22 protein-coding genes and 1 pseudogene are annotated in these 23899 nt (G+C 70.6%); 14 read left to right on the top strand and 9 right to left on the bottom strand.

Annotation, left to right across the window (positions count from 1 at the left end; genetic code table 11):
• Positions 1 to 51: 51 nt before the first annotated feature.
• The 6 genes from ADJ73_RS01055 to ADJ73_RS01030 form a co-directional block, all read right to left on the bottom strand.
• Positions 52 to 816: an SDR family NAD(P)-dependent oxidoreductase gene (locus ADJ73_RS01055; RefSeq protein ID WP_050346716.1), complete on the bottom strand. Its 765-nt coding sequence runs from the start codon at positions 814 to 816 to the stop codon at positions 52 to 54.
• A 43-nt stretch (positions 817 to 859) separates the two neighbouring features.
• Positions 860 to 2008 carry an acyl-CoA dehydrogenase family protein gene (locus ADJ73_RS01050; protein ID WP_050346715.1) on the bottom strand — a complete coding sequence of 383 codons (1149 nt, stop codon included), beginning with the start codon at positions 2006 to 2008 and terminating at the stop codon, positions 860 to 862.
• Between the two features lie 85 nt (positions 2009 to 2093).
• On the bottom strand, positions 2094 to 3113 hold the full coding sequence (locus tag ADJ73_RS01045; RefSeq protein ID WP_050346714.1) for an LLM class F420-dependent oxidoreductase: 1020 nt from the start codon (positions 3111 to 3113) through the stop codon (positions 2094 to 2096).
• A gap of 130 nt (positions 3114 to 3243) precedes the next feature.
• Positions 3244 to 4161 (bottom strand): DUF559 domain-containing protein, encoded by a 918-nt coding sequence (locus tag ADJ73_RS01040; protein WP_050346713.1) that lies wholly within the window; start codon positions 4159 to 4161, stop codon positions 3244 to 3246.
• 196 nt (positions 4162 to 4357) lie between these two features.
• Positions 4358 to 5188, bottom strand: coding sequence for an SGNH/GDSL hydrolase family protein (locus ADJ73_RS01035; protein WP_050346712.1), 831 nt, complete (start codon positions 5186 to 5188; stop codon positions 4358 to 4360).
• Entirely contained in the window at positions 5185 to 5877 is a 693-nt protein-coding gene (locus ADJ73_RS01030; RefSeq protein WP_050349177.1) for a uracil-DNA glycosylase, read from the bottom strand. Before ADJ73_RS01030 ends, ADJ73_RS01035 begins: the two co-directional genes overlap by 4 nt.
• A gap of 221 nt (positions 5878 to 6098) precedes the next feature.
• Between ADJ73_RS01030 and ADJ73_RS01025 the strand changes: the two genes are divergently transcribed.
• The 4 genes from ADJ73_RS01025 (at position 6099) to ADJ73_RS01010 (ending at position 11031) form a co-directional block, all read left to right on the top strand.
• Complete coding sequence (locus ADJ73_RS01025) at positions 6099 to 6956, top strand: ABC transporter ATP-binding protein (RefSeq protein ID WP_082176650.1); 858 nt, start codon at positions 6099 to 6101, stop codon at positions 6954 to 6956.
• Positions 6957 to 6959: 3 nt separating this feature from the next.
• Positions 6960 to 9509 (top strand): ABC transporter permease, encoded by a 2550-nt coding sequence (locus tag ADJ73_RS01020; RefSeq protein WP_050346711.1) that lies wholly within the window; start codon positions 6960 to 6962, stop codon positions 9507 to 9509.
• Between the two features lie 73 nt (positions 9510 to 9582).
• A complete protein-coding gene (locus ADJ73_RS01015; protein WP_050349175.1) occupies positions 9583 to 9876 on the top strand; it encodes a DUF3263 domain-containing protein in 294 nt (97 codons plus the stop codon).
• 93 nt (positions 9877 to 9969) lie between these two features.
• Positions 9970 to 11031 (top strand): P1 family peptidase, encoded by a 1062-nt coding sequence (locus tag ADJ73_RS01010; protein WP_050346710.1) that lies wholly within the window; start codon positions 9970 to 9972, stop codon positions 11029 to 11031.
• Between the two features lie 281 nt (positions 11032 to 11312).
• On the opposite strand, the gene ADJ73_RS01005 is transcribed toward ADJ73_RS01010, so the two are convergent.
• The gene (locus ADJ73_RS01005) at positions 11313 to 12707 is read right to left on the bottom strand and encodes a four-carbon acid sugar kinase family protein (RefSeq protein WP_050346709.1); all 1395 of its coding nucleotides are present in this window, start codon (positions 12705 to 12707) and stop codon (positions 11313 to 11315) included.
• Positions 12708 to 12836: 129 nt separating this feature from the next.
• Here ADJ73_RS01005 and ADJ73_RS01000 point away from each other — a divergent pair, with 129 nt between their 5' ends.
• From ADJ73_RS01000 to ADJ73_RS00980, 5 genes are all read left to right on the top strand, one after another.
• Positions 12837 to 14267: an MFS transporter gene (locus tag ADJ73_RS01000; RefSeq protein WP_050349174.1), complete on the top strand. Its 1431-nt coding sequence runs from the start codon at positions 12837 to 12839 to the stop codon at positions 14265 to 14267.
• 80 nt (positions 14268 to 14347) lie between these two features.
• A complete protein-coding gene (locus ADJ73_RS00995) occupies positions 14348 to 15007 on the top strand; it encodes an alpha/beta fold hydrolase (protein WP_172669670.1) in 660 nt (219 codons plus the stop codon).
• A 1-nt stretch (position 15008) separates the two neighbouring features.
• Positions 15009 to 16187: a hypothetical protein gene (locus tag ADJ73_RS00990; RefSeq protein ID WP_050346707.1), complete on the top strand. Its 1179-nt coding sequence runs from the start codon at positions 15009 to 15011 to the stop codon at positions 16185 to 16187.
• A complete protein-coding gene (locus ADJ73_RS00985; RefSeq protein ID WP_050346706.1) occupies positions 16187 to 16972 on the top strand; it encodes an HpcH/HpaI aldolase family protein in 786 nt (261 codons plus the stop codon). The genes ADJ73_RS00990 and ADJ73_RS00985 overlap by 1 nt, the downstream gene beginning before the upstream one ends.
• A 34-nt stretch (positions 16973 to 17006) precedes the next feature.
• A complete protein-coding gene (locus ADJ73_RS00980) occupies positions 17007 to 17732 on the top strand; it encodes a FadR/GntR family transcriptional regulator (RefSeq protein ID WP_050346705.1) in 726 nt (241 codons plus the stop codon).
• Positions 17733 to 17742: 10 nt separating this feature from the next.
• Here the strand turns inward: ADJ73_RS00980 and ADJ73_RS17385 are convergent.
• Positions 17743 to 17996, bottom strand: a pseudogene (locus tag ADJ73_RS17385) (integrase core domain-containing protein); the annotation flags it as partial.
• Here ADJ73_RS17385 and ADJ73_RS17380 point away from each other — a divergent pair.
• The 4 genes from ADJ73_RS17380 to groL all read left to right on the top strand — a co-directional run bounded on the left by ADJ73_RS17380 (position 17997) and on the right by groL (position 21165).
• The gene (locus ADJ73_RS17380; protein ID WP_441293945.1) at positions 17997 to 18308 is read left to right on the top strand and encodes a P1 family peptidase; all 312 of its coding nucleotides are present in this window, start codon (positions 17997 to 17999) and stop codon (positions 18306 to 18308) included. It abuts the pseudogene before it with no gap.
• Between the two features lie 51 nt (positions 18309 to 18359).
• Complete coding sequence (locus ADJ73_RS00970) at positions 18360 to 18809, top strand: hypothetical protein (protein WP_050346703.1); 450 nt, start codon at positions 18360 to 18362, stop codon at positions 18807 to 18809.
• 144 nt (positions 18810 to 18953) lie between these two features.
• Positions 18954 to 19418: an EAL domain-containing protein gene (locus ADJ73_RS00965; RefSeq protein WP_050346702.1), complete on the top strand. Its 465-nt coding sequence runs from the start codon at positions 18954 to 18956 to the stop codon at positions 19416 to 19418.
• 121 nt (positions 19419 to 19539) lie between these two features.
• Positions 19540 to 21165, top strand: coding sequence for a chaperonin GroEL (groL, locus tag ADJ73_RS00960; RefSeq protein ID WP_050346701.1), 1626 nt, complete (start codon positions 19540 to 19542; stop codon positions 21163 to 21165).
• A gap of 401 nt (positions 21166 to 21566) precedes the next feature.
• Here the strand turns inward: groL and ADJ73_RS00955 are convergent, their stop codons facing one another.
• Entirely contained in the window at positions 21567 to 22592 is a 1026-nt protein-coding gene (locus tag ADJ73_RS00955; protein WP_050346700.1) for a DDE-type integrase/transposase/recombinase, read from the bottom strand.
• A gap of 242 nt (positions 22593 to 22834) precedes the next feature.
• Between ADJ73_RS00955 and ADJ73_RS00950 the strand changes: the two genes are divergently transcribed.
• Positions 22835 to 23758, top strand: a complete 924-nt coding sequence (locus ADJ73_RS00950) for an EamA family transporter (protein WP_050346699.1) — start codon at positions 22835 to 22837, stop codon at positions 23756 to 23758.
• Positions 23759 to 23899 lie beyond the last annotated feature (141 nt).

Raw genomic sequence — 23899 nt, 5'->3', positions numbered from 1 at the left:
CGTGCCCTCTGTCCAGGATCTGGTGCGGGTCAGCGGTCGTCAGCGCGGTCGTCAGCGCGGCGGCATGCGCAGCGCGCCGTCGAGCCGGATGACCTCGCCGTTGAGCATCGGGTTGGCGACGACGTGCTCCACGAGCGAGGCGTACTCCTCCGGGCGGCCCAGCCGGGAGGGGTGCGGCACCATGGCGCCGAGGGAGGCCTTGGTCTCCTCGGGCATGCCCGCCATCATCGGGGTCTCCATGGTGCCCGGCGCGATCGTCATCACCCGGATCGCCTTGTCCGCCAGGTCGCGCGCGGCGGAGAGCGTCAGCCCGACGATGCCGCCCTTGGAGGCGGCATACGCCGCCTGCCCCACCTGGCCGTCGAAGGCCGCGATGGAGGCGGTGTTGACGATGACCCCGCGGTCGCCGTCGACGGGCTCGTTGCCCATCATGGCCGCGGCGGCGAGGCGCAGGACGTTGAAGGTGCCGACGAGGTTGATGTCCACGACGGTCTGGAAGGTCGAGAGGGGGAGCGGGCCGCTGCGGCCGACGACCCGGCCGGGCGTGGCGACACCCGCGCAGGAGACCGCGACCCGCAGCTCGCCGAGCTCGGCGGCGGCGTCGACGGCCGCCTGGACCTGCGCCTCGTCCCGGACGTCCGCCGGGCTGAAGCGCACCCGGTCGCCGAGCTCCGCCGCGACCTGCTCGCCGCGCGAGCCCGGCAGGTCGACGATGACGACGGCGGCGCCGGCGGCGTGCAGGGCGCGGGTGGTGGCCTCGCCGAGGCCGGAGCCGCCACCGGTGACGAGGGCGACGGTCTGGGCGGTGATCTTCACGAGTTGTCCTGTCCGTGTGGGCTCGAGGTGGGGAGCGGCGGGGTCAGCCGCGCAGCAGCGCCCGGGAGATGACCAGGCGCTGGATCTGGTTGGTGCCCTCGAAGATCTGGGTCACCTTGGCCTCGCGCAGGTAGCGCTCGACCGGGAAGTCCGTCGTGTAGCCGGCGCCGCCGAGCACCTGCACGGCGTCGGTGGTGACCTGCATGGCGGCGTCGGTCGCCGTCAGCTTGGCCACGGACGCCTGCTTGCCGACGTTGCGTCCCGCGTCCTTCATCCGCGCCGCCAGGAGGTAGGTCGCGCGGGCCTGCTGCACCTTGGCCTCCATGTCGGCGAGCAGGAAGGCCAAGCCCTGGAACTCGCCGATCGTCCGGCCGAACTGCACCCGCTCCTTGGCGTAGCGCACCGCCACGTCCAGCGCCGCCTGGGCCAGGCCCGTCGCGCAGGCCGCGATGCCGAGCCGGCCGCCGTCCAGCGCCGCCAGGGCGATCGGCATGCCCTGGCCCTCCACGCCCACCCGGCGGCCCTCCGCGACCGGGACGCCCTCGAAGTAGACCTGCCCGACGGTGTCGCAGTGCAGCCCCATCTTCTTCTCGGGCTCGGCGAAGGTCAGGTTGGCCGCGTCACCCGGCACGACGAAGCACGAGATCCCCTTGGACCCCTCGTCGCTCGTGCGGGCGAAGGTCGTGTAGAAGTCGGCGTGCCCGGCGTGGGAGATCCAGGCCTTGGTGCCGCGCAGGACGTAGTCACCGTCGTCCCCGCGGGATGCGCGCGTCGTCATCGACGCGACGTCCGAGCCGGCCTGCGGCTCGGACAGGCAGTAGGCGCCGAGCTGGTCGCCCGAGAGCATCCCCGTGAGGAGCCGCTCCTGCTGCTCGGGGGTGCCGAAGGTCGCGACCGGGAAGCAGGTGAGGGAGTGCACGCTCACCCCGACCGCCACCGACATCCACGCGTAGGCGATCTCCTCGACCACCTGCAGGTAGACCTCATAGGGCTGGCCCCCACCGCCGAGCTCCTCCGGGTAGGCCAGCGTCAGCAGCCCCGACCGGCCGAGCAGACGGAAGACGTCGCGCGGGAACTCGTGCGCCGCCTCCATCGCGTCGACCTGGGGGGCGAGCTGGTCCTGGCAGATCTCGCGGGTGAGGGCGATCAGGTCCTGCGACTCGTCGTTGGGCATCAGGCGCTCTGCGGGCATGCCCCCAAGATAGGACTTGACGTGGCGGAAGGGCGTAGGTGGGGACCCCGCGCGGAGCGCGGCGGCATACGGCCTGCGCGCCCGGTCAGCCGAGGACCAGCTCCGCGATCTTGCGCACCGCCCGGGCGTCGCCGTGGACGACCATGGTCGTGACCAGGGAGTCCTCCCAGGCGGCGAGCTCGTCCCGGATCTTGGCGACGGGGCCCACGAGAGCGATCGTCGAGATCATCTCGGTGGTGACCGCCGCGACCGCCTCCTCCTTGCGGCCGGCGAGGAAGAGCTCCTGGATGCGGGCGCACTCCGCCTCGAAGCCGAGCCGCGCCACGGCCTCGTAGTGGAAGTTGGCGCCCTTGGCGCCCATCCCGCCGACGTAGAGCGCGACGTGCGGGCGCAGCCGGTCGGCGGCCTTCTCGACGTCGTCGTCCACCACGATCTGCACCGGCAGCGCGACCTCGAAGTCGGTCGGGCGCTCACCGCGCGCGGCGAAACCCTCGTCGAGGCAGCGGCGGTAGAAGGAGTCCTCGTAAGGGGAGTAGAACAGCGGCAGCCAGCCGTCGGCGATCTCGGCGGTGAGGGCGACGTTCTTGGGGCCCTCGGCCGCGATCAGGATCGGGATGGTGTCGCGGACCGGGTGCAGCGTGGACTTGAGCGGCTTGCCGAGACCCGTGCCTCCCTCGAGCGGCACCTGGTAGTGCCGGCCCTGGTGGTGGACGACGTCGCGGCGCATGGCCTGGCGCAGGATGTCGACGTACTCGCGGGTGCGGGCGAGCGGCTGGCGGTAGGGCTGGCCGTACCACCCCTCGACGACCTGCGGGCCGCTGGCGCCGATCCCGAGCGCGAACCGGCCGCCGCTCAGGTGATCCATCGTCATCGCGGCCATCGCGGTCGCGGCGGGGGTGCGGGCGCTCATCTGGCACACCGCCGTGCCGAGGGTGAGCCGCGTCGTGCGCGCGCCCAGCCACGCGAGCGGCGTGAGGGCGTCGGACCCGTAGGCCTCGGAGGTCCACACGCTCGAGAACCCGCTCTCCTCGGCGGCCTGCACGGCCTCCTCGACCCCGTCGGGTCGGCCGGCTCCCCAGTAGCCCAGTCCCAGGCCCAGCTTCATCGCGTCGCTCCTTCGCGTCGGTTACCGGTCAGTATGCCGGAGCCCGCCGCCCCCCGCACACCCGCGCGCCGCAGCCCGGCGCAGCCTGGCGGCGGCCGAGTGGCGGCCCTGGCGGCATACGCACGCTCGGTCAGGCCCACGTGTCGCTCGGGGCGCTGCGCGCCGGCGCGCGAGGTGGGCGCGGCACGGGCTCTCCCGCGCTCCCGGGGCTGACGTGCGCGAGGCACCAGTGCACGAAGGCCGGCTCGTGCATGATCTGCTCCCAGCTGAAGCGCAGCACCGTCCACCCGCACACGGTCAGGACGTCATAGCGACGGCAGTCGCGGTCGAGCGCGAGCCGGTCGCCGTGCCAGGCGAAGGAGTCGGCTTCGAGGACCAGCCGCAGCTCCGGGTCGCCCAGGTCGACGCGCATCCACCGGCCGCAGTCGGTGATCGGGAGCTGCGGCGTGAGGTCGAGGCCGGACTCGAGGGCGATGGCTCGCAGCACGGACTCCGGTGGGCTGGCGGCGGCCGCCGAGGCGTGCGTGGCCACGCGGCGCGCCCTGGCCGAGCCGGGCCCGCGCAGCGCACCTGCCGCCGAGCGCAGCTCCGCCAGGTCGATCATGCCCTGGGCGAGGGCGCTGTCGGCCACGCACAACGCGCGGTCGAGCGCGAGGTCGCGGGCGCAGTCGAGGACCGTGCGCAGGGGTGAGGTGGCCCCGGCGGCACGATCGTCCTCCGTCGTCTCGCGGAACCGCCGGTGGCAGCAGCGTGGGTCGTGCCCCGCGTCCGAGCGGTGGCGGGGCACGGAGATCCACGGCTTGGTGGGTCGGTGCTTGACCCGTATGCCGTGCCCCAGCGCAGCACTCTCGTGGGACAGGACGCCGCCGTGCTGCTGGGCGAGGCGACGCTCGCCGTCCAGACCGGGCGACACGTAGCGCCGCTGGCTCAGGCGCTCCACCTGGCCGGATCGCAGGGCGTCGGCGAGCTCGGCGGACGTGCAGAGGGCGAGGAGCTCGCGACGGGTGGCGACGTGTCCGAGGTGCGCCAGGGCGGTGGGTGCGTCCATGGCGTCAGGATGCCCGGGGCGCGGTGGCAGGCTCGGGGCTTTGTCCACAGGGGCGGCCCGGGACGGCTCGAAGGAGCGTCCCGAGCGCCGACTCGCATGCACAACGGCCCCGATCGAGCGGGCGACCTGCAGGTTTGCGGCGTTGTGCATGCGAGCTGGCGGCATACGGGCCGGTGGGCCGGCGCAGGGGTGCCCTTCAGTGCCGGCTGGGGGCGAAGGGCCGTCGCGGGTCCACGACCTCCAGGGTGGGGGCCTTGGCGAGCCGGCCGTCCCCCGACGAGCGACCCGTGAGGCGCCGCTGCACCCACGGCCCGACGTACTCCCGCGCCCACTGGGCGTGCTCGCGCAGCTGCTCGGAGCGGGCGGGCGCCGCCATGGGCGGCAGCGGGGTGCGCCACTCGGCGAGCTCGGGTGCGAAGCCCAGCGTCCGGAACGCCTCGGCGGCGACCCGCTCGTGGCCGTCCGGGGTCATGTGGATGCGGTCCTCGGACCACATCCGCCAGTCCTGCAGCGGCGTGAGGCCCCATTGGTCGAGGACGTAGGCGTCGTGGCGCTGCGCGATGGACCAGATGTGCGCGATGTAGGTGGCGACGCGGCCCCGGGTGAGGCCGACCAGCGGCGCGCCGGAGGGGTCGGTCGGGGTAGCCATGAGCACGTCGGCGCCGGTCGCGCGGATCTGCGCGACGGCGTCCTCCAGCCGCGACGCGAGCGCGTCGATGTCGGCCCGCGGGCGCAGGATGTCGTTGCCGCCGGCCACGATCGACACGAGGTCCGGGCCCAGCGCCAGCGCGTCGTGCAGCTGCCGGCCGACGATGTCGTCGAGCAGCCGGCCGCGGATCGCGAGGTTGGCGTAGCGCAGCTCGCGCCCGTCCTTGGCGGCCACCACTGCGAGCATGGCGGCGAGGCGGTCCGCCCACCCGGCATACCGCCCCGGGTCGGCGGGGTCGGGGTCGGACATGCCCTCGGTGAAGGAGTCGCCGATGGCGACGTAGCGGGACCAGGCCTTGGGTTCGTGGGCGATGCTCATGGGAGCCTCCAGTCGACGGGGTCGGCGCCCTGCTGCTCGAGGGCGGCGTTGGCGCGGCTGAACGGTCGCGAGCCGAAGAACCCGGCGTGCGCGGACAACGGTGAGGGGTGGGCGGACTCGAGGCACGGGACCCCGGGGAGGTGGGGCGCGAGGTTGCGGGCGTCGCGGCCCCAGAGGATGGCGACGAGCGGACCGCCCCGGGCGGCCAGTGCCTGTATGGCGCACGCGGTCACCTGCTCCCACCCCTTGCCCCGGTGGCTCGCGGCCTTGCCCGGCTGCACCGTGAGCACGCGGTTGAGCAGCAGCACCCCCTGGTCGGCCCAGGGCGACAGGTCGCCCGAGCTCGGCTGGGGGACACGGAGATCCGCGACGAGCTCGGTGTAGATGTTGACCAGGGACCGCGGGATCGGGCGCACGTCCGGCGCGACCGAGAAGGACAGCCCGACCGCGTGACCCGGTGTGGGATAAGGGTCCTGGCCGACGATCAGCACCCGCACGTCGGGCAGCGGCCGCGCGAACGCCCGCAGCACGTCGGTGCCGGCCGGCAGGTAGGGCCGGCCCGCGGCGAGCTCGCCGCGCAGGAAGTCCCCCATCCGCCGGATGTCGTCCGCGACCGGCTCGAGGGCGGCCGCCCAGGTCGGGTGCACCAGGTCGGCGAGCGGGTGGGGTGGCGTCACGGCGACCACCATAGACGCCGGGTCGGCCGGACCGGGCGTCTGCCGGATCCGCTCGCTCGCCCACGCGCCGGGACCCGCCCGCTCGCTCGCCGGGACCCGCACTCCGGGTGCTCTCAGGGAAGAGCCAGGGTCGTTCCCCTGGACCTGACGCTACGGGAGGGGGCTAGCGTCGAGACGACGGCGGGTTCGAGCCACGGGCCCGCGCGACCAGGGCGACGCCCAGGGGGACGACGATGGGACTGTTCACCAGCCGGAGCAGGGGCCGGCGCGAGGCGGCAACGGCGCAGGACGGCGGGCCGGCGGCATACGGCCTGCCGGAGGGAGGGGTGGGGGTCGCGGCCTCCACCGCCGGGCTGACCAAGGTGTATGGCGAGGGCGACGCCCGCGTGGTCGCGCTGGGGGGCGTCGACATCGCCTTCGAGCAGGGGAGGTTCACCGCTGTGATGGGGCCGTCCGGCTCCGGCAAGTCCACCCTCATGCACTGCGCCGCGGGGCTCGACGCCCCCACCTCCGGTCGAGTCATGGTGGGGGACACCGAGATCGGCGGGCTGCGCGACAAGGACCTGACCGAGTTGCGGCGCGACCGCATCGGTTTCGTCTTCCAGGCCTTCAACCTCATCCCGACGCTGACGGCCGAGGAGAACATCCTGCTGCCGCTGTCCATCGCGGGGCGCAAGCCCGACCCGCAGTGGTGGGACACCGTCATCGACACCGTCGGGCTGCGAGACCGGTTGCGGCACAAGCCGTCCGAGCTGTCCGGCGGCCAGCAGCAGCGCGTCGCCTGCGCCCGCGCGCTGATCAGCAAGCCGCAGATCATCTTCGCGGACGAGCCGACCGGCAACCTGGACTCCCGCTCCGGCGCCGAGATCCTGGGCTTCCTGCGGCGCAGCGTCGACGAGTTCGGCCAGACCATCGTGATGGTCACCCACGACCCGGTGGCCGCGGCCTACTGCGACCGCGTCGTCTTCCTCGCCGACGGCCAGATCGTCAGCGAGCAGCAGCACCCCAGCCGCGAGGCGGTGCTGGAGACGATGTCGCACCTCGACGAGATGGTCCGCGCGCGCCGCGAGACCCCGACGAGCGAGGCCTGAGCCATGCTCCGCGCATCGTGGAAGTCCTTGCTGGGGCGCAAGCTTCGCCTCCTCATGAGCGCCCTGGCGATCGTGCTGGGCGTCTCCTTCGTCTCCGGCTCGCTCGTCTTCACCGACATGCTGCAGCAGACCTTCAACGGCATCATGAACGGCACCGTCGCGGACGTGAACGTCCAGATGCGGGTCAGCGACCAGGAGGTCCTGAGCGGTCAGGGTCGCGGCACCATCACCCAGAAGCAGGTCGACGCGATCGCCAAGGTGGACGGCGTGCAGTCGGCCATCGGTGTCGTGACCGTGCCGGACGCCTTCCTGATCGGCAAGAACGGCAAGGTGATCGGGGGCCAGGGCGCCCCGGCGATCGGCGGCAACGTCGTCGACGCGCCGGCCTACGGCGGGCAGCCCGGCATGGTCATCAAGTCCGGGCGCATGCCCTCCGGGGCGGGCGAGGTCGCCATCGACCCCGCGTCGCTGTCGCGGTCCGGCTACCGGCTCGGCGACACCATCACCATCGCCAGCTCGGGCGCCAAGCCGTCCATGCCGGTCCGGATCGTCGGCACGGTGCTCTGGGGTGCCAAGGAGTCCACGGGCGGCGCGACCTACGCGATGGTCGACGCCAGGACCGCGCAGACCCAATGGATGGGCGGCCAGGACGCCTGGCAGATGGCGTGGGTCACGGCCAAGCCCGGTCAGGACGTCGACGCCCTGGCCGAGCGGGTGTCCGCGGTGGCGCCGACCGGCTTCGAGACCGTGACCGGCACGACGCTGGCGAAGCGCAACGAGGACTCGGCCGCCTCGTCGCTCGGCTTCATCTCGACCTTCCTGCTGGTCTTCGCCTTCATCGCCCTCGTCGTCGGGTCCTTCCTCATCGTCAACACCTTCTCGATCCTGGTGGCCCAGCGCTCGCGCGAGCTGGCGCTGCTGCGGGCCATGGGCGCCAGCCGGGTGCAGGTGCGGCGGTCGGTGCTCTTCGAGGCCTTCGTGGTCGGCCTGGTCGGGTCCACCCTCGGCCTGGTGCTCGGGCTGGGCGTGGCGATGGCGATCGCGGCGTTGTTCGCGGCCGTCGGGCTGGACATGGGCTCGGTGCGGCCGCGGCTGACGCCCGCGCCGGTCCTCGCGGCGTATGCCGTCGGGCTGCTCGTGACGATGCTCGCTGCCTATGCCCCCGCCCGGAAGGCCTCGAGCGTGCCGCCCGTGGCCGCCATGACGGGTGACGCGATGACCGGCAGGTCCGACCTCGGTCGCCGGATCGTCCTCGGCTCGGTCATGACCGGGCTGGGGGTCGGCGCGCTGCTCGCCGGGTTGTTCTGGGACGGTGCGCCGCAGCGCGTCTGGTGGGTCGGCGCCGGGGCGCTGCTCACCCTGCTCGGCGTCGCCTTCATCTCCCCGATCCTCGGCAAGCCGGTCCTGTGGGCGCTCGGCCGCCTCTACCGGGCGGCCTACGGCCAGGTCGGTGCGTTGGCGGAGCAGAACGCCATACGCAACCCACGCCGCACGGCCGCCACCGCCTCGGCTCTGATGATCGGGCTGACCCTCGTCACGACCATGGCCGTGCTCGGCCAGTCCGCCAAGACGAGCACCCGCAACGGCATCGAGGAGGCGCTGCGCGGCGACTACCTCTACTCCAACCCGACCTTCCAGCCGTTCTCGCCTACGATCGCGGACCAGGCCGCGAAGGTCGAGGGGGTCGCCGGGGTGCACCGCTACCGGATGGTGCGGGCCCAGCTGGGCGGCGCCCCCGAGACCGTCGGGGCCATCGGCGAGAAGGACTTCGACAAGATCCTCGCCGGCACGATCGTGGCCGGGTCCCTCGCGGACTTCCGCGACGGCACGATGATCGTGGACCGCAAGACCGCGGCGGACAAGGGCTGGCGGGTCGGCCAACGCGTGGACTACACCCTCGGCGACACGCCGCTGCCCCTCACCGTCGTCGCGCTGTCCTCGCACCCCGACGGCACCGGCGGGGGCGTGGTGACCACCCTCGGGACGCTGACCAGGGCGGGCGTGCCACCCGTCGACAGCCAGGTGACCGTCGACCTCGCCCCGGGCACCGACAAGGCCGCGGCGCGCGCCAGGCTGGAGGCGGTCGTCAAGGACCTGCCGATGGTGACCCTGCAGGACCAGCAGGAGTTCGCCGACGCCCAGGCCAAGAGCATCGACCAGCTGCTGCTGATGATCTACGGCCTGCTCCTGCTGGCGATCATCATCGCCGTGCTCGGCATCATCAACACGCTCGCGCTGTCGGTGATCGAGCGGACCCGTGAGATCGGGCTGCTGCGCGCCATCGGTCTGGGGCGCGGCCAGCTGCGTCGGATGATGCGCCTGGAGTCCGTGGCGATCGCCCTGCTCGGCTCCGTGCTCGGGCTCGGCATGGGCCTCGTCTTCGGCTACGCCCTCATCCGGGCGCTCGAGGGCGACGGCCTGCACCTGCACGTGCCGTGGCTGCAGCTCGTCGCCTTCCTCGTGGTGGCGGGCGTCGTGGGTGTGCTCGCCGCCCTGTGGCCCGCCCACCGCGCCGCCCGCATGGACGTGCTGCGGGCGATCCAGACCGAGTGACCGGGGACCATGTGGGTGACCGGGGTGGCGGCACGAATGACACGCGTGTGATTCGGCCGCTACCCTGGTGGTCATGAGCGCCGCCCTGCACCCCACGTCGGCCGAGCGCCCCGTCGCCTCCCTGAGCGACCGGGAGCGCGAGATCCTCGCCTTCGAGCGGCAGTGGTGGAAGTACGACGGCGCCAAGGAGCAGTCCGTCAAGGAGCTGTTCGACATGAGCGCGACGCGCTACTACCAGGTGCTCAACGCGCTGATCGACACGCAGGCGGCATTGGAGCACGACCCCATGCTCGTCAAGCGGCTGCGGCGCATGCGCGCCCAGCGACAGCGCGCGAGGTCAGCACGACGGCTCGGCGTCCAGCTCTGACCCCCACGGACCCGTAGGCCCCCGTCCTCCCACAGGACGGGGGCCATCGGCATGCCTGGGCCGTGCCGCGGGCGCGGGGGTAGATTCGCCGCCATGCGCACCGGACCCACCAACACCCTCGTCGACGTCGCCGGGTTCCGGGTCGGTCACGCGACCCGGGACGAGCCGGGCTGGCTGACCGGGACCACCGTCGTGCTCCCGCCGGACGGCGGCTGCGTCGCCGGAGTGGACGTGCGCGGCGCGGCCCCCGGCACCCGCGAGACCGACCTGCTCGACCCCCGCAACCTCGTGGACCGCGTCAACGCCGTGGTGCTCTCCGGCGGTTCCGCCCTGGGTCTGGCCTCGGTCGACGGCGTCGTGCAGGGCCTGCTCGAGGACGGCATCGGGTGGCCCATGGGTGCGCCCGGGCAGGTCGTCCCGATCGTGCCCGCGGCCGTGGTCTTCGACCTGGGGCGGGGCGGCGACTGGCGTCACCACCCCGGGTTCCGGGACGGCCAGGCGGCGTATGCCGACGCGCGCGACTCGGGTGCCCGGCCGGTGCCGATGGGCGCCGTCGGCGGCGGGACGGGGGCCAAGGTCGGCGGCTTCAAGGGCGGCGTGGGCTCGGCGTCGTGCGTGCTCGACGACGGTGTCACGGTGGCCGCCCTGTGCGTGGTCAACGCCATCGGGTCCGCGGTGGACGAGACCACCGGCGAGCTGTGGGGCGCCCGTCACGAGCTCGACGACGAGCTCGCCGGTCTGATGCCGCCGTCGGCGCAGGAGGTCGCCGCCGCGCGCACCGTGGCCGCCGGCCTGCCCGAGCGGTTCGCGGGGATGCCGGGCATGGCGACGACCATCGGCGTGGTCGCCACGGACGCGCGGCTCAGCAAGGCGCAGTGCCACAAGATGGCGGGCGTGGCGCACGACGGGCTGGCGCGGGCGCTCAAGCCGGTGCATACCTATTTCGACGGGGACACCCTCTTCGCCCTCGCCTCGGGCGGGCACGAGCGCGAGCTCTCCCTGCCGGAGCTGGCCCTGGTCCAGGAGGCGGGAGCGGACTGTGTGACGCGCGCCGTGATGCACGCGGTGCTCGCGGCCGACTCGGTCGACCGCAGGGCCGACGGCGGCGCGGCCTGGCGCTCCTACCGCGCAGCCTTCCCCTCGGCATACGGCTGACCGATCGAGGGACTGATCGGCCCGGCCGCCCGAGTCTGGGTGAACCGCCCCGGGATGTCCGGAGGGTGGGTTTGATGGCTCAGCCGGTCGGCTGGAGCCGGGTTCGACGACCAGCGGAACGGGCAGGGTGGCACGATGGGACAGGATGCGGGGCTCGGGTCGGGCGAGGGGGCAGAGGTGAAACCGAGCCTGACCACCGGGCCCCGCTTGCACCTATCCGAGACGCCGCCCCCAGCTGGGAGCCGGTACCCCACATAGAGCGGCGCAAACCCCGAGACGCTTCACGAGCTGGGGTGCTCTTCGGTGTGCCATAGGCCGGCTGCCGCCGGGCCAGAGCCGATGCAGACCAAGGAATCCATGATCGCGACGGCGTGTGCGAGAGCGCTGGGCTCACCAACATTGCCCGGGAAGATGGCGTAGGGCAGGCCGAGAAGGTTATCGGGCGCCTCTTCGGCGCATGCGAGGGTGACCTGCCCGGGGAATAGTTGCCCTAGCAGTTCTGCGCGGTGGATCTGGCATCCGACGCGCGCCACTTCGTTCGAAGTGATCCCTCCCTTGGCGATCACGTAGGCGGGGGCCGTCTCTACGACGCGGCGTACGGTCGCGTTGACAGCATCATTGATGAGCATGGCCGTGGCGAGGTCTGCGACCGGGTCGCCCGAGCTACGTCGCGACCGGCTCGTGTGCAGTGCGGTCGTGCCCTCTTTCAGGGAACGAGACACGGCAGCTGCAACCTGGTCGACGAACCCCGGGGTGCCGACCCGGTCGACGTCGAGCTCCACAGTGCGCACATCCCCTACCGCCACGAGTTCTGCGAACTGTTCAGAGGTGCGAGCTGTGTGCGAACCTACGACGACAAGACCGTGCGGGCCATGTGGGCCGCGTGGCGTACCGGTCACGAGTCGGCCGTTCTCGTCGATCGCGGGCGGTTGGCTCTGCTGGCCGGTGAGAGCCTGCACCATGCTCGGTCCGGCCCGGAACAGGATTGTGCGGCCCTGTTCCTGGGCCCGGCGCGCCGCGGAGGCGACCAGCCTGTAGTCCGCAGCGTCGCGACCGTCGGTCGTGACCCATGACCCATTCTTCGCTCCCAGCAGCACCTTTGCGATGGCGGCGGGATCTCCGGAATCGAGCAGTTCTCGACCCAGGTGAAGGACGCCGTCCGCGGTGACGCCACCGTGCGAGACCTCCTCCAGGTAGTCCGGCAGACGGGACTGGGTGAACCCGAACGTGGCGTCTGCGGCGTACTCGGTCTCGGCGACGGGCGTCCACCCGCCGCGGACTGACACTTCGTGCACACTCTCGACGGTCCGGCGCCCAGCATCGAAGAAGGCAGGGGCGAAGAGCACCAGGTCGAACCCGCGCCCAGCTGCGGCGAACTCCTCCTGCAGGCACGTCACCTCCAGGATGGTGTGGCCCCGAAGTGTCGAGTCTCCTCGACTGATGACGGTCAGGAACGACGGTGCAGCGGCGAGCTGGCGGGCGATGCGGCGAGTGCGCGCCTCGGTGGCGGTCGCGTCGAGGGCCCGCGTGTTGGCCAGCAGAAAGGTGACGGATCCAGGTCGGCTGAGCTGGTTCATGTCCAGGGGACGGTCGACGTCGAAGACGAGGTCTGCGCGACCGACCGTCTGCGAACCGGTGGGGTCGTCGTCGATGATGACCACGGGGTTCTGGCTCATGAGCTCTCCTGTCAAGAATATTGGTCGACCGGTCGACCAATCCTGGAAAGAAGTGTATCGTCACCATCGACATGTGGTCGACCGGTCAACCAGTAGGCCGACAGACCCCCTGATGGAAAGAAGCCGATGATGTCCTCTTTCGTTCCACCCAACAGCCCAGCGTCCGGTCGGGGAGTCCAGGACTCGCGCATCGCTGTCGACCCGCACACGCCCGCCGAGGCGACCCCTGCGCAACTGCGTCGTGCTGTGCTCGCCGGGGTTGTGGGCAACTACGCCGAGCAGTACGAGTTCGGGGTGTACGCGGCCCTGTCGACTGTGCTGGCATCGGTGTTCTTCCCCTCGGACGATCCCGCTCTCGGGCTGCTCGCCACGTATGCAGGCCTCGCTCTGGGGTTCGTGGTCCGCCCCTTGGGCGGCATCATCTTCGGGCAGATGGGAGACCGGCTGGGACGCAAGCGAATCCTGTCGCTCACCATCATCATCATGGGCTTCCTCACCTTCCTGATCGGTCTGATCCCGTCCTACGCCCAGATCGGTGTTACAGCCCCCATCCTTCTCCTGCTGCTGCGCCTTGGTCAGGGGCTCGCTGCGGGCGGTGAGTACGCGGGTGCGGTGTCCTTCGTCGTCGAGTACGGCCCGGGCAACCAGCGTGCGCGCTACACCTCGTTCGTTTCCATCTCGGTGTTCGCCGGACTGTTGACCGGCACGGCGCTGACCTTCGGCCTCTCCGCTCTCCTCGGGCCCGACGCCATGGCCAGTTGGGGCTGGCGCATCCCCTTCCTCCTTGCGCTGCCTCTCACCTTCACAGGGTTTTATCTGCGCCGTGCAGTGGAGGACACTCCAGAGTTCCGCCGGCAGCAGGCGCAGTTCGCTTCCACCAAGCAGGCCAGTGAGGAGATGCCGAGCGTGCCGTTGCGCGAGGTGTTCCGCACGCAGGGGAAGGCGATCGGCATCTTCTCGGGATTCGCGATCACCAATGCTGTGCTGTCGTACACCTGGACGGGCTTCATCCCAGGTTACCTGCGACGCGAGCACGGGCTGAGCCTGGGCACCGCCACCCTTTCCACTTCTATCGCGCTGCTCGCCATCATTCCGCTGCTCTACGCCTCCGGGCGTCTCTCCGACCGCATTGGACGACGGCCGATGCTCCTCGCTGCGACGGCCTTGACCCCGTTCGTGGTCCCCTTGGCGTTCTGGATCATCAGCCACGGAGGTTTCGGCAACGCAGTCCTGGCGCAGTTGATCTACCTGGTGCCGCTGTTCTTCATCGCCGTGTCCGTCACGGTCTGCCTCGCTGAGATGTTCCCCACCCGGGTGCGCTACTCCTCGGGCGGCATCGCCTTCAACATCGCCTTCGCCTTCTTCGCCGGCACGGCACCGCTCATCGCCGACTGGCTGGTGCTGCGGACCGGGACGATCATGTCGGTCGCGGCCTACGTCGCTGGCATCTCGTGCATCTCCTTTGTTGTTGTGCTCCTGTTCTATCGGGAGACCTACCGCAAGGACCTTGCCGATGACGACTACAACCCGCCGTCGACGCTCGCCGGCGCCTCGGCATGAGGGCAGTCCTTGTCGCGGGCACCCAGTGCACCGAGGCAGCACTGGATGGCCTCGCCGATGAGCTCGCTCGCCTGCTGCCCATGTCCATCACCGCAACCCGCACTCGAGGGGCGTCCCTGACCGAAGCGGTCGAGGCCGTCACGATCGACGCGGGCCCGCTTCTCCTTGTTGGTCACTCCCTGGGAGGGACGGTTGCGCTCGCCAGTGCACGAATGCGCCCTGACGTGGTGCGAGGCATGGTCCTCCTCGCTACCAATCCTGCTGCGCCGAGTCAGGACCAGATGGACGCCTGGGCGGCACAGGAACTGCGAGCGTCCGCCGAGGGTCCGACCCCCATCGCGGAATCCATCCTCGAACGGCTGTTGGGGCCCGACGACGGGACACATCGGTGGCGACACGACGCAGACCTCGTCCGCGAGATGGCGGCCGAGACCGGTCTCCAGGGGTTCATCGACCAGCTCGGTATCCAGCGGTCCCGCGTCGACGAGCTGCCCGGACTCGCGTGCTACGACGGGCCCGTCCTGGCTGTGGGTGCCGTGAACGATGCCCTTGTTCCTCCCGGGTCGCATGCCGCCATCGCCACCGCTGCTCCGAGAGGGCAGGCGCGGCTGCTCCCGGGCAGCCATATGTTCGTCCTGCACGCCGCAGAGCGCATCGCGGTCGAGATCGCAAGCTGGTACTCGTCCAACGCATCTCTTCTCAACGGCTCGACCATTCCTACCGCCCAGATCAGGAGTTGACATGGAATCCGTGCATGCCGCCCGTCCCGAGGTGTACGTGAGCGCCGAGGAGGTGGAGCGTCGCACCATCCGCCGAGGAGCCCTCGTCTCCTGCAACAACGCGTTCATCGACTGCCGCACGCCTGGATCGGACAAGAAGGAGAACTACGCACTCATCGGCAGTGGCGTCTCCCAGAACGACGGTCAGTTGATCAACCTTCAGGAGGACCACGGCTACAACATCGGCGCCGCAGCCATGCCGAACGGGGTGACGAACTCCCTTCACATGCACTTCACCGCCGAAGTGTTCTTCAACTTCCGGGGCGAGTGGCTCTTCCGCTGGGGTCGTGGGGGTCAGGAAGGCGAGTACCTGTCGCACGAGGGTGACATCGTCACCGTCCCGACCTGGATCTTCCGCGGCTTCACCAATGCTGGTCAGGACGACGGGTGGCTCTTCACCGCCCTCGGCCAGGCCAACACCGGCGGAATCATCTGGGGTCCCTCGGTGCTCCAGGAGGCCGAGGGGCACGGTCTCTACCTCACTGCCGACAACCGGCTCATCGACACGGTCGCCGGTGATGAGATCCCCGAGGACGTCGATCTGATCCGGCCACTGCCGCAGGACATCATCGACGAGATGCGCACCTACACGTCCGAGCAGATGCGTCGACGTGTGGTGACTGCCGCGGACCGTCAGTGGTCCACGGCGCCCTTCCTCTGCAGCCTCCTCCCAGGTGGCGGGGCGGAGCTCGCACCGGTCATCGGTTACGGAATGGCTGAGGACCGCAACGTGGAGCCGCCGGTGGCCAACCCTCACTCGTTTAACGTCGCCTGGCTGAGGGCGCACGTCGGCGAGGGGATGCTGGAGCACTGGCACGGCGAGACCCAGGTCCTGATCGTCCGGACGGGACGGTGGCGGGTCACCCTGAACCTCGGCGACCAGGCCGAGACCGTCGTTCTGGAGCCCCATGACACCTTCTCGGTCCCCGTCGGCTCCTGGCGCCGCTTCGAGGTGGTGGAGGCGAGTGACGACGAGGAGCGGTACGCCGAGATGGTGGTGGTCAACGGTGGTGACGGCCGCGTCCGCCTGCACTGGGACCGCGAGGTCTGGCAGCAGGTGGCCGACAAGGGTCTGTCCCGCGACGCGGACGGCTACGTGGCACCTGCGTTCCTTCTGGCGCACGCCGTCGAGGACGACTGATGCGGACCAATACGCTGCGGACGCTTCTGGATGACGGTGGTACGGCGGTTAACGGGTGGATCTCGGGATCGGGCATCTACGCCGCAGAGGTTCTGGGGCACGTCGGTTTCGACAGCGTGACGGTGGACGCCCAGCACGGGCTGTTCGGGCGGGGCGAGCTCGTGGCCATGCTGGCCGCACTCAGCGGAACGCCGGCCGTCCCCATGGTCCGCCCCAGCGCGCCGGATCCGGACGAGATCGGATGGTGTCTCGACGCCGGGGCCTACGGCCTCATCGTTCCCGGGGTGGACACCCCGCAGATCGCCCGAGCGGTCTGTGATGCAGCGTTCTACCCGCCCAAGGGCACTCGGTCCTTCGGGCCAGGGCGCGGTCTCCTCTTCGGCGGCACCGACTACCCCTCCCGCTCGCACGAGCAGGTGACGATGTGGCTGATGATCGAGTCGGCCGCTGCCTTGGAGAACCTCGACGCCATTCTCGACACATCCGGGGCCTACGGTGTCTACGTGGGCCCCAACGACCTGGCCCTGAGCCTGGGAGAGCCGGCCGGGGGCCGCGCCGGTGATGCGGTACGTCGCATTGCTCTGGACGTCTGTGCCCGGGCTCACGCTAGGGGGCTCAAGGCGGGGCTGTTCTGCGCGGATGGAGAAGAGGCTGCCGAGTTCGCTCGGCAGGGCTTCGATCTCGTCACCCCGGGGAATGACATGTCGCTCCTTCGAGCGTCCGCCTCTCAGCGCCTCGCGCAGGTCCGGAACACGATCCCCGTCTCGCAAAGTGGGGGATACTGAAGGCTCGCAGAAGACGAACAAGGAGTCCACGCTGATGAACGCCGCTCCCCGGGTGGTCGATATCGCGCCCATGCACCGTTCCCCCGGCACGAGCATCGAACTGGCTCAAGCACTCATCGGGCTCTTCACGTCTGGCGACTATTCGCCCGGCGACCGCTTGCCCGGCGAGCGAAGCCTGGCCGAGGCGCTGAACGTCGGGCGCTCCACCATGCGAGAAGCCCTTAAAGCGCTGGCGGTGCTCGGGATCGTCGAGGTACGCCAAGGGGACGGGACCTACCTACGACGCACCACCTCCGATCTCATCCCGCACATGGTGGAGTGGGGCATCGTGCTGGGCGACCGCTCGCTGGAGTCCATGGCAGAGGCCCGTCAGTACGTCGAGGTGTCGCTGGCGGGCCTGGCGGCCATCCGGCGGACCCCCGCAGAGATGGACGCCATCCAGCAGGCGTTCGACGTCATGAGTCACGCCGCTGAACATGAGGACATCCCGACGTATGTGCGCGGCGACCTCGACTTTCACCTCGCCATCGCTGGTGGAGCTGATAGTGAGGTGCTCGCCGGCATCCTGCGGAGCATCGGGGGCCTGATGACGGTCTGGACGCAGAAGGTCCTGGGGCAGATCACACTCACGGAGTCTCTCGAAGTCCACCGCCCTATCTTGGACGCCATGCGGGCGCAGGACCCTGTTGCCGGTCGCCACGCAATGGACAACCATATGCGGCAGGCGATCAAATATTTTCAGAGCCTCGCGGTTGATTAACGATCAACGGTTATTTGCCTCGGTCGGCTTCCTCATGGCGCCGTTCGGTGTAACTCGGCAGGACGTTGTTGACGCTGGTTTTGAGGCGTGAGGCTGGGGTTGGCCGCCGGCGGCGGTGTGGGGTCGATGGTAGTTGTCGTGGTTGACCCAGGTGCCGATGCTGGTCCGTCGTTGGGCCTCGCTGGTCCAGGGGCGTGCGTAGAGCACCTCGGTGTCCATGAGGCCTTGGGAGCGCTCGACCTTGCCGTTGTGCTTGGGCGTGTGGTGGCCACGGACGCGCGGCTCAGCAAGGCGCAGTGCCACAAGATGGCGGGCGTGGCGCACGACGGGCTGGCGCGGGCGCTCAAGCCGGTGCATACCTACTTCGACGGGGACACCCTCTTCGCTCTCGCTTCGGGCGGGCACGAGCGCGAGCTCTCCCTGCCGGAGCTGGCCCTGGTCCAGGAGGCGGGAGCGGATTGTGTGACGCGCGCCGTGATGCACGCGGTGCTCGCGGCCGACTCGGTCGACCGCAGGGCCGACGGCGGCGCGGCCTGGCGCTCCTACCGCGCAGCCTTCCCCTCGGCATACGGCTGACCGATCGAGGGACTGACCGGCCCGGCCGCCCGAGTCTGGGAGAGTGGTCGTATGACGGAGCAGTGGGACACGCCGGACAAGCTCGCCGCCATGCGCGACGCCACCGAGGCCACCGTGCCCGGGTGGCGTCGGCCGGCCCTGTGGGCGGTGGGGATCAGCGCGGCCTCGTCGGAGCCGGAGTGGGAGTTCCCGTGCGTCAACCGCGGCGCGGGCTACCTGCCCGCGGTGGTGCTCGGCCGGCTGGTGCGGCACAGCCGGACGACCGAGACGCTGCCGGTGTCGGCGGAGGTGCTGCGCCGGGCCGTCGACGACCTGTCGCCGGCCGAGGCCTGCACCTTGGTCGACCACCCCAACCTCGTGGCGTGGCGGTGGCTGCTGGGCGAGATCGAGTCCAACCCCGCGCGGGACCTGGTCGTGGTCTACGTCGACGACCTGGACGACCCCGTGAGCAGCGAGGCCGACGGCGAGCTGAGGGCCGCGGCCTCCGGGGAACCGGCCTGACAGGACCCGAGCGGCCCGCCGACGCAGGTCACGCTGGGTCGATCGGCGTCACGGACACGGTTTCTTCAGACGCGGAGAGTCACGCTCGTCATACTTGATGCAGCGGACGCGTCGGCGCCCGCTCGTCGAAGGCTCCGCGAGGCGATGGCCGAGAGCCGTCAGCAGGAGGAGTACTTCCGCAGCCTCGTCCAGGACCCGCAGAACGTGACGCGACTGACGGAGTGGGTCCTGTCCGGCACCGTGACCTCGCTGCGGCGGCTCGGGCCGGGCGGGATCCCCGTCTCGGTCAACCTCCCGACCGCGCTGCTGGACGTCGATGACGTGGCGCCTCGGCTCAAGGAGATGCTGCGGCGAGGCGGGCTGCGGCCGACCGACGTGCACCTGGAGCTCGCCGAGGCCGCCTGGGTCGAACGCCTCGGGGTGCCCCTTGCGCAGGGCTTCTGGTATGCCCGCCCAGCAGGCGGTCGAACGCCTCGAGGGCCTGCGCGAGCTCGCGTCGTGGGGATCCTTCATGGGCGCCGGAGGCGCCCGGCATACGGCACCGTCGCCATTTGCACTCGGGTGTGCCGAGTGCTAATCATGTACTTAGCACTCTCGTATCGAGAGTGATAAGTCCTGGCCGTGTGCCGAGGCCCGCGCCGCGAGGTGACCTGAACCTCGCCGGGGTGGGTCGTCCGTCGCGGGCGTCATGCGGCCGACACATCCGTTTCGCGTGGGAGGAACCCCCCGAATGGCCAAGCTGATTGCCTTCGACGAAGAGGCCCGCCGCGGTCTTGAGCGCGGCATGAACACCCTTGCCGACGCCGTGCGCGTCACCCTCGGCCCCAAGGGCCGCAACGTCGTGCTGGAGAAGAAGTGGGGCGCCCCCACCATCACCAACGACGGTGTCTCGATCGCCAAGGAGATCGAGCTCGAGGACCCGTACGAGAAGATCGGGGCCGAGCTCGTCAAGGAGGTCGCCAAGAAGACCGACGACGTCGCCGGTGACGGCACCACCACCGCGACCGTCCTCGCGCAGGCCATGGTCAAGGAGGGCCTGCGCAACGTCGCGGCCGGCTCCAACCCGATGGCCCTGAAGCGTGGCATCGAGAAGGCCGTCCAGGCCGTCTCCGCCGAGCTGCTCGACATGGCCAAGGACATAGAGACCAAGGAGCAGATCGCCTCCACCGCCTCGATCTCCGCCGCTGACCCCCAGATCGGCGAGCTGATCGCCGAGGCCATGGACAAGGTCGGCAAGGAAGGCGTCATCACCGTCGAGGAGTCCAACACCTTCGGCCTCGAGCTCGAGCTCACCGAGGGCATGCGCTTCGACAAGGGCTACATCGCGCCCTACTTCGTCACGGACACCGAGCGCATGGAGGTCGTCCTGGACGACCCCTACATCCTCATCGTCAACTCCAAGATCTCCGCGATCAAGGACGTCCTGCCGCTGCTCGAGAAGGTCATGCAGTCCGGCAAGCCGCTCGCGATCATCGCCGAGGACGTCGAGGGCGAGGCCCTGTCCACGCTGATCGTCAACAAGATCCGCGGCACCTTCAAGTCCGTCGCCGTCAAGGCCCCGGGCTTCGGTGACCGCCGCAAGGCCATGCTCGGCGACATCGCCATCCTCACCGGTGGCCAGGTCATCTCCGAGGAGGTCGGCCTCAAGCTCGACACCACCGAGCTCGACATGCTCGGCCGCGCGCGCAAGGTCGTCGTCACCAAGGACGAGACCACCATCGTCGAGGGCGCCGGCGACGCCGACCAGATCGCCGGTCGCGTCGGCCAGATCCGCTCCGAGATCGAGCGCAGCGACTCCGACTACGACCGCGAGAAGCTCCAGGAGCGTCTCGCCAAGCTCGCCGGCGGCGTCGCCGTCATCAAGGCGGGCGCGGCCACCGAGGTCGAGCTCAAGGAGCGCAAGCACCGCATCGAGGACGCCGTGCGCAACGCCAAGGCGGCCGTCGAGGAGGGCATCGTCGCCGGTGGTGGCGTGGCCCTGCTGCAGGCCACCGACGCTGCCTTCGGCAAGCTCTCGCTGCAGGGCGAGGAGGCCGTGGGCGCCAACATCGTCAAGGTGGCCGCCGAGGCTCCGCTGAAGCAGATCGCGATCAACGCCGGTCTCGAGGGCGGCGTCGTGGCGGAGAAGGTGCGCTCGCTGCCCGCGGGCGAGGGCCTCAACGCCGCCACCGGCGAGTACGTCGACATGATCCAGGTCGGCATCATCGACCCGGCTAAGGTGACGCGCTCCGCGCTGGAGAACGCCGCCTCGATCGCGGCGCTCTTCCTCACCACCGAGGCCGTCATCGCCGACAAGCCGGAGAAGGCTGCGGCGGCGGCTCCCGGTGGCGACGACATGGGTGGTATGGGCTTCTGACGAAGCGCGTAGGTGAGGGCTGGTCCCGAGGAACGAGGGACATGGCCGAGCCGGAGTGCGAGGAAGAAGCCCCAGAGGGCACAGTCTCCTGACGAAGCGTCCGGAGCGAGGCTTCTGACTGACGCATGAAGCAAGCACCAAGGGTGGGAGCCCTGGGCGAGACGATCGCCCAGGGCTCCCACCCTTTCGTCGTCCTCCCGCCGGGTCCTCCCCCCGCCCCCGGCCCCCCGCCCCGCGATCGTGGTCGGTCTTGGTCGCCATACGGCTCAAAGGGTCCACGATCGGGGGAGGAGGTCCACGATCTGGGGAGGGGGTCCGCGATCGTGGTCGGTTGTGGTCGGCACGGGGCTGTGCTGTCCGGATACATGTGAGACGTGGTGTCCGGATAGATGTGAGACAGGTTAGGCCGCGATTCGTCCTTGGTCGGTGGTGTCCCAGTCGATGGTGAGGTGCCCGATCCAAGTGCCCTCGTGATCGTGGACATTGGCGTGGTTGCCGTCGACAAGGATCGTGACGGTGCTGCCGGCTCGGGATCGTCCGACGCTGAACCGCAGCCTGCCGAAACGGACGCGGCCCTCGGTGCTGACCTTCGCTGCGCGGATGTCAGCGTCTCGTTGGGCAGGCAGGCGGGTCGGGCCGCCGAGATCGCCGCGCGCGGCGGCCTCGGCCCACGCCTGGGCGGGTGTGCTGTTCAAGGCAGAGTGCCAGCGGCGCTGGTTGTAGTACTCCTGGTACTGGTCCACGAGGGCCTGGACGTCGGCGATGCAGGTCGGTGGATGACCCGCGGCGGTGAGCTCACGCACACGGCGAGTCAGCCACTGCTTGCTGGTCTGGTGGTGCCGCTCGCACTTGCCGCAGGTCTGCGGGTGGTACGGGCTGGAGTGGATCAGTCGTGTCCCGTGCCGGTCGACCAGCTCGAAGAACTTGGTCGGCGCCGGGGTGGCCCCGGCGCGGGAGTGTCTGGCGAACGCGGCCCCGTTGTCGGACAAGACGATCCCGGGCGCGCCGAAGGCCGCGATGGCCCTGGTCAGCGCGGCCCGCGCGTCAACACTGGTCTCGGCGGCGCACACGTGCGCGGCGACCAGGGTGCGGGTGGCGTCGTCGAGGACCTCGATGATGCACACCGTGCCGGTGCCGAACCCGAGCCCGGTCAGGTTGGTGCCGTCGATCTGGTAGCAGTCCCGCGGGCGGGCGTAGGCGAACCGTCGATAGGACGACCGAGGTCGCTTCTTGGGATTGGTACGCAGCATCCCCGCCCGTTTGAGGACCTGGTTGATCGTCGAGCGGGCCGGCACGACGAGCCCCTTGCTCGCCCACTGGTCGCGCTCGGCCTCGGCGATCAGCACCGCCCGGATGAAGTCCGCGCCCTCGTCCAACTCGGCCCCGGCGCGCAGCGCCACGATCCGCCCGGCCACGAAGTCGGGCACCTGCTTGGGACTGGACCCAGGACGGCGCGACCGGGCAAGCACGCCCCACACGCCTAGAACAGCAGTCTCAGATCTCTCCGGACATCCCGGTCTCACATGTGTCCGGACTTCACAGTCGGCACGGGGCCCAAAAGGTCCACGATCGCGGGGGAGGGGTCCACGATCGCGGTGTGAGGGCTGCGTCCGGCACAATGGCCGGACCACACTGCACCGCTGATCACGACCGACCGAGGAGACCATTGATGATGCCGCGCAAGGACGTGTTCCTAGCGAGCGTGGTGATCCTCATCTGGGGCGTGAACTTCGTGGCGGCGAAGTATGGCATGGAGGTCATCCCGCCGCTGCTCTTCGCGGCGCTGCGGTTCACGCTGGTGGCCTTCCCGGCGGTGCTCTTCGTGCGCCCGCCCGGCAACGGCTGGAAGACGGTGGTGGCGTGCGGCCTGACGATGTCGGTGGGGCAGTTCGCGCTGCTCTACACGTCCATGACCTACGGGATGCCGGCGGGTCTGGCGTCGTTGGTGCTGCAGGTGCAGTCGGTCTTCACGGTGGCGATCGCGGCCGTGCTGCTGCACGAGATCCCGACGCGGTGGCAGCTCGCCGGCATCGCGCTGGGGGTGCTCGGTATGGCCTTCGTGGGCTGGCGCTTCGTGGCGGCGGCACCCCTGCTGCCGTTCGTCGGGACGGTCGCGGCCGCGGCCTCGTGGGGTGTGGGCAACGTGCTGACGCGGCGCCGGCCGCCGCGATCGGGCTTCTCGCTGGTGGTCTGGTCGGCCCTCGTGGCGCCGCTGCCGCTGCTGGCCCTGTCGCTGCTCGTGGAGGGCTGGGACCGGGATCGGCACGCGCTGGCGCACGTGACCGTGCTGTCGCTGCTGGGGCTGGCGTTCGTGGCCTACCTGGCGTCGATGGCGGGCTACGGGCTGTGGAACCTCCTGCTGTCCCGCCACGCGGCCTCCACGGTGGCGCCGTGGTCGATGCTGGTCCCGGTCATCGGGACGGCGGCCGCCTTCTTCTACAACGGCGAGAAGCCGACCGCCGCGAGCGCGGTCGGCGCCGTCGTGATCATCGTGGGGGTGCTGCTGGCCCTCGGCGTCATCGGCCCGCGGCGGGGCCCCCGCGAGGACGTCCCCGACCGGGCGCACCCGCCGGCCGAGCCCGCCGGGCTGTGAGGGGGGTCGGGCGGGCAGGCCGACGACTGGTCAACCTGCCCGCCCTCCTCCCTGCGGTGACCGTGGCCGGGCTGGGGGATCCCCCGCCCACGGCGCCGCGACCCGTGCCGCCGGAGCCCGGTGGCGGCGCGGGAGTCGGGG

Origin of the sequence: Arsenicicoccus sp. oral taxon 190 (assembly GCF_001189535.1) — a bacterium.
Lineage (GTDB): Bacteria > Actinomycetota > Actinomycetes > Actinomycetales > Dermatophilaceae > Arsenicicoccus.
The sequence above is the reverse complement of the archived record's forward strand: the minus strand, read 5'-3'. Positions and strand labels throughout refer to the sequence as shown.

Excerpts from the sequence above, each read along its gene's own strand:
- ADJ73_RS01050 (WP_050346715.1), bottom strand. The coding sequence starts at position 2,008 with ATGCCCGCAGAGCGCCTGATGCCCAACGACGAGTCGCAGGACCTGATC.
- ADJ73_RS01045 (WP_050346714.1), bottom strand. The coding sequence starts at position 3,113 with ATGAAGCTGGGCCTGGGACTGGGCTACTGGGGAGCCGGCCGACCCGAC.
- ADJ73_RS01040 (WP_050346713.1), bottom strand. The coding sequence starts at position 4,161 with ATGGACGCACCCACCGCCCTGGCGCACCTCGGACACGTCGCCACCCGT.
- ADJ73_RS01035 (WP_050346712.1), bottom strand. The coding sequence starts at position 5,188 with ATGAGCATCGCCCACGAACCCAAGGCCTGGTCCCGCTACGTCGCCATC.
- ADJ73_RS01030 (WP_050349177.1), bottom strand. The coding sequence starts at position 5,877 with ATGGTGGTCGCCGTGACGCCACCCCACCCGCTCGCCGACCTGGTGCAC.
- ADJ73_RS01025 (WP_082176650.1), top strand. The coding sequence starts at position 6,099 with ATGGGACTGTTCACCAGCCGGAGCAGGGGCCGGCGCGAGGCGGCAACG.
- ADJ73_RS01020 (WP_050346711.1), top strand. The coding sequence starts at position 6,960 with ATGCTCCGCGCATCGTGGAAGTCCTTGCTGGGGCGCAAGCTTCGCCTC.
- ADJ73_RS01015 (WP_050349175.1), top strand. The coding sequence starts at position 9,583 with ATGAGCGCCGCCCTGCACCCCACGTCGGCCGAGCGCCCCGTCGCCTCC.
- ADJ73_RS01010 (WP_050346710.1), top strand. The coding sequence starts at position 9,970 with ATGCGCACCGGACCCACCAACACCCTCGTCGACGTCGCCGGGTTCCGG.
- ADJ73_RS01005 (WP_050346709.1), bottom strand. The coding sequence starts at position 12,707 with ATGAGCCAGAACCCCGTGGTCATCATCGACGACGACCCCACCGGTTCG.
- ADJ73_RS01000 (WP_050349174.1), top strand. The coding sequence starts at position 12,837 with ATGTCCTCTTTCGTTCCACCCAACAGCCCAGCGTCCGGTCGGGGAGTC.
- ADJ73_RS00995 (WP_172669670.1), top strand. The coding sequence starts at position 14,348 with ATGTCCATCACCGCAACCCGCACTCGAGGGGCGTCCCTGACCGAAGCG.
- ADJ73_RS00990 (WP_050346707.1), top strand. The coding sequence starts at position 15,009 with ATGGAATCCGTGCATGCCGCCCGTCCCGAGGTGTACGTGAGCGCCGAG.
- ADJ73_RS00985 (WP_050346706.1), top strand. The coding sequence starts at position 16,187 with ATGCGGACCAATACGCTGCGGACGCTTCTGGATGACGGTGGTACGGCG.
- ADJ73_RS00980 (WP_050346705.1), top strand. The coding sequence starts at position 17,007 with ATGAACGCCGCTCCCCGGGTGGTCGATATCGCGCCCATGCACCGTTCC.
- ADJ73_RS00970 (WP_050346703.1), top strand. The coding sequence starts at position 18,360 with ATGACGGAGCAGTGGGACACGCCGGACAAGCTCGCCGCCATGCGCGAC.
- ADJ73_RS00965 (WP_050346702.1), top strand. The coding sequence starts at position 18,954 with ATGGCCGAGAGCCGTCAGCAGGAGGAGTACTTCCGCAGCCTCGTCCAG.
- groL (WP_050346701.1), top strand. The coding sequence starts at position 19,540 with ATGGCCAAGCTGATTGCCTTCGACGAAGAGGCCCGCCGCGGTCTTGAG.
- ADJ73_RS00950 (WP_050346699.1), top strand. The coding sequence starts at position 22,835 with ATGATGCCGCGCAAGGACGTGTTCCTAGCGAGCGTGGTGATCCTCATC.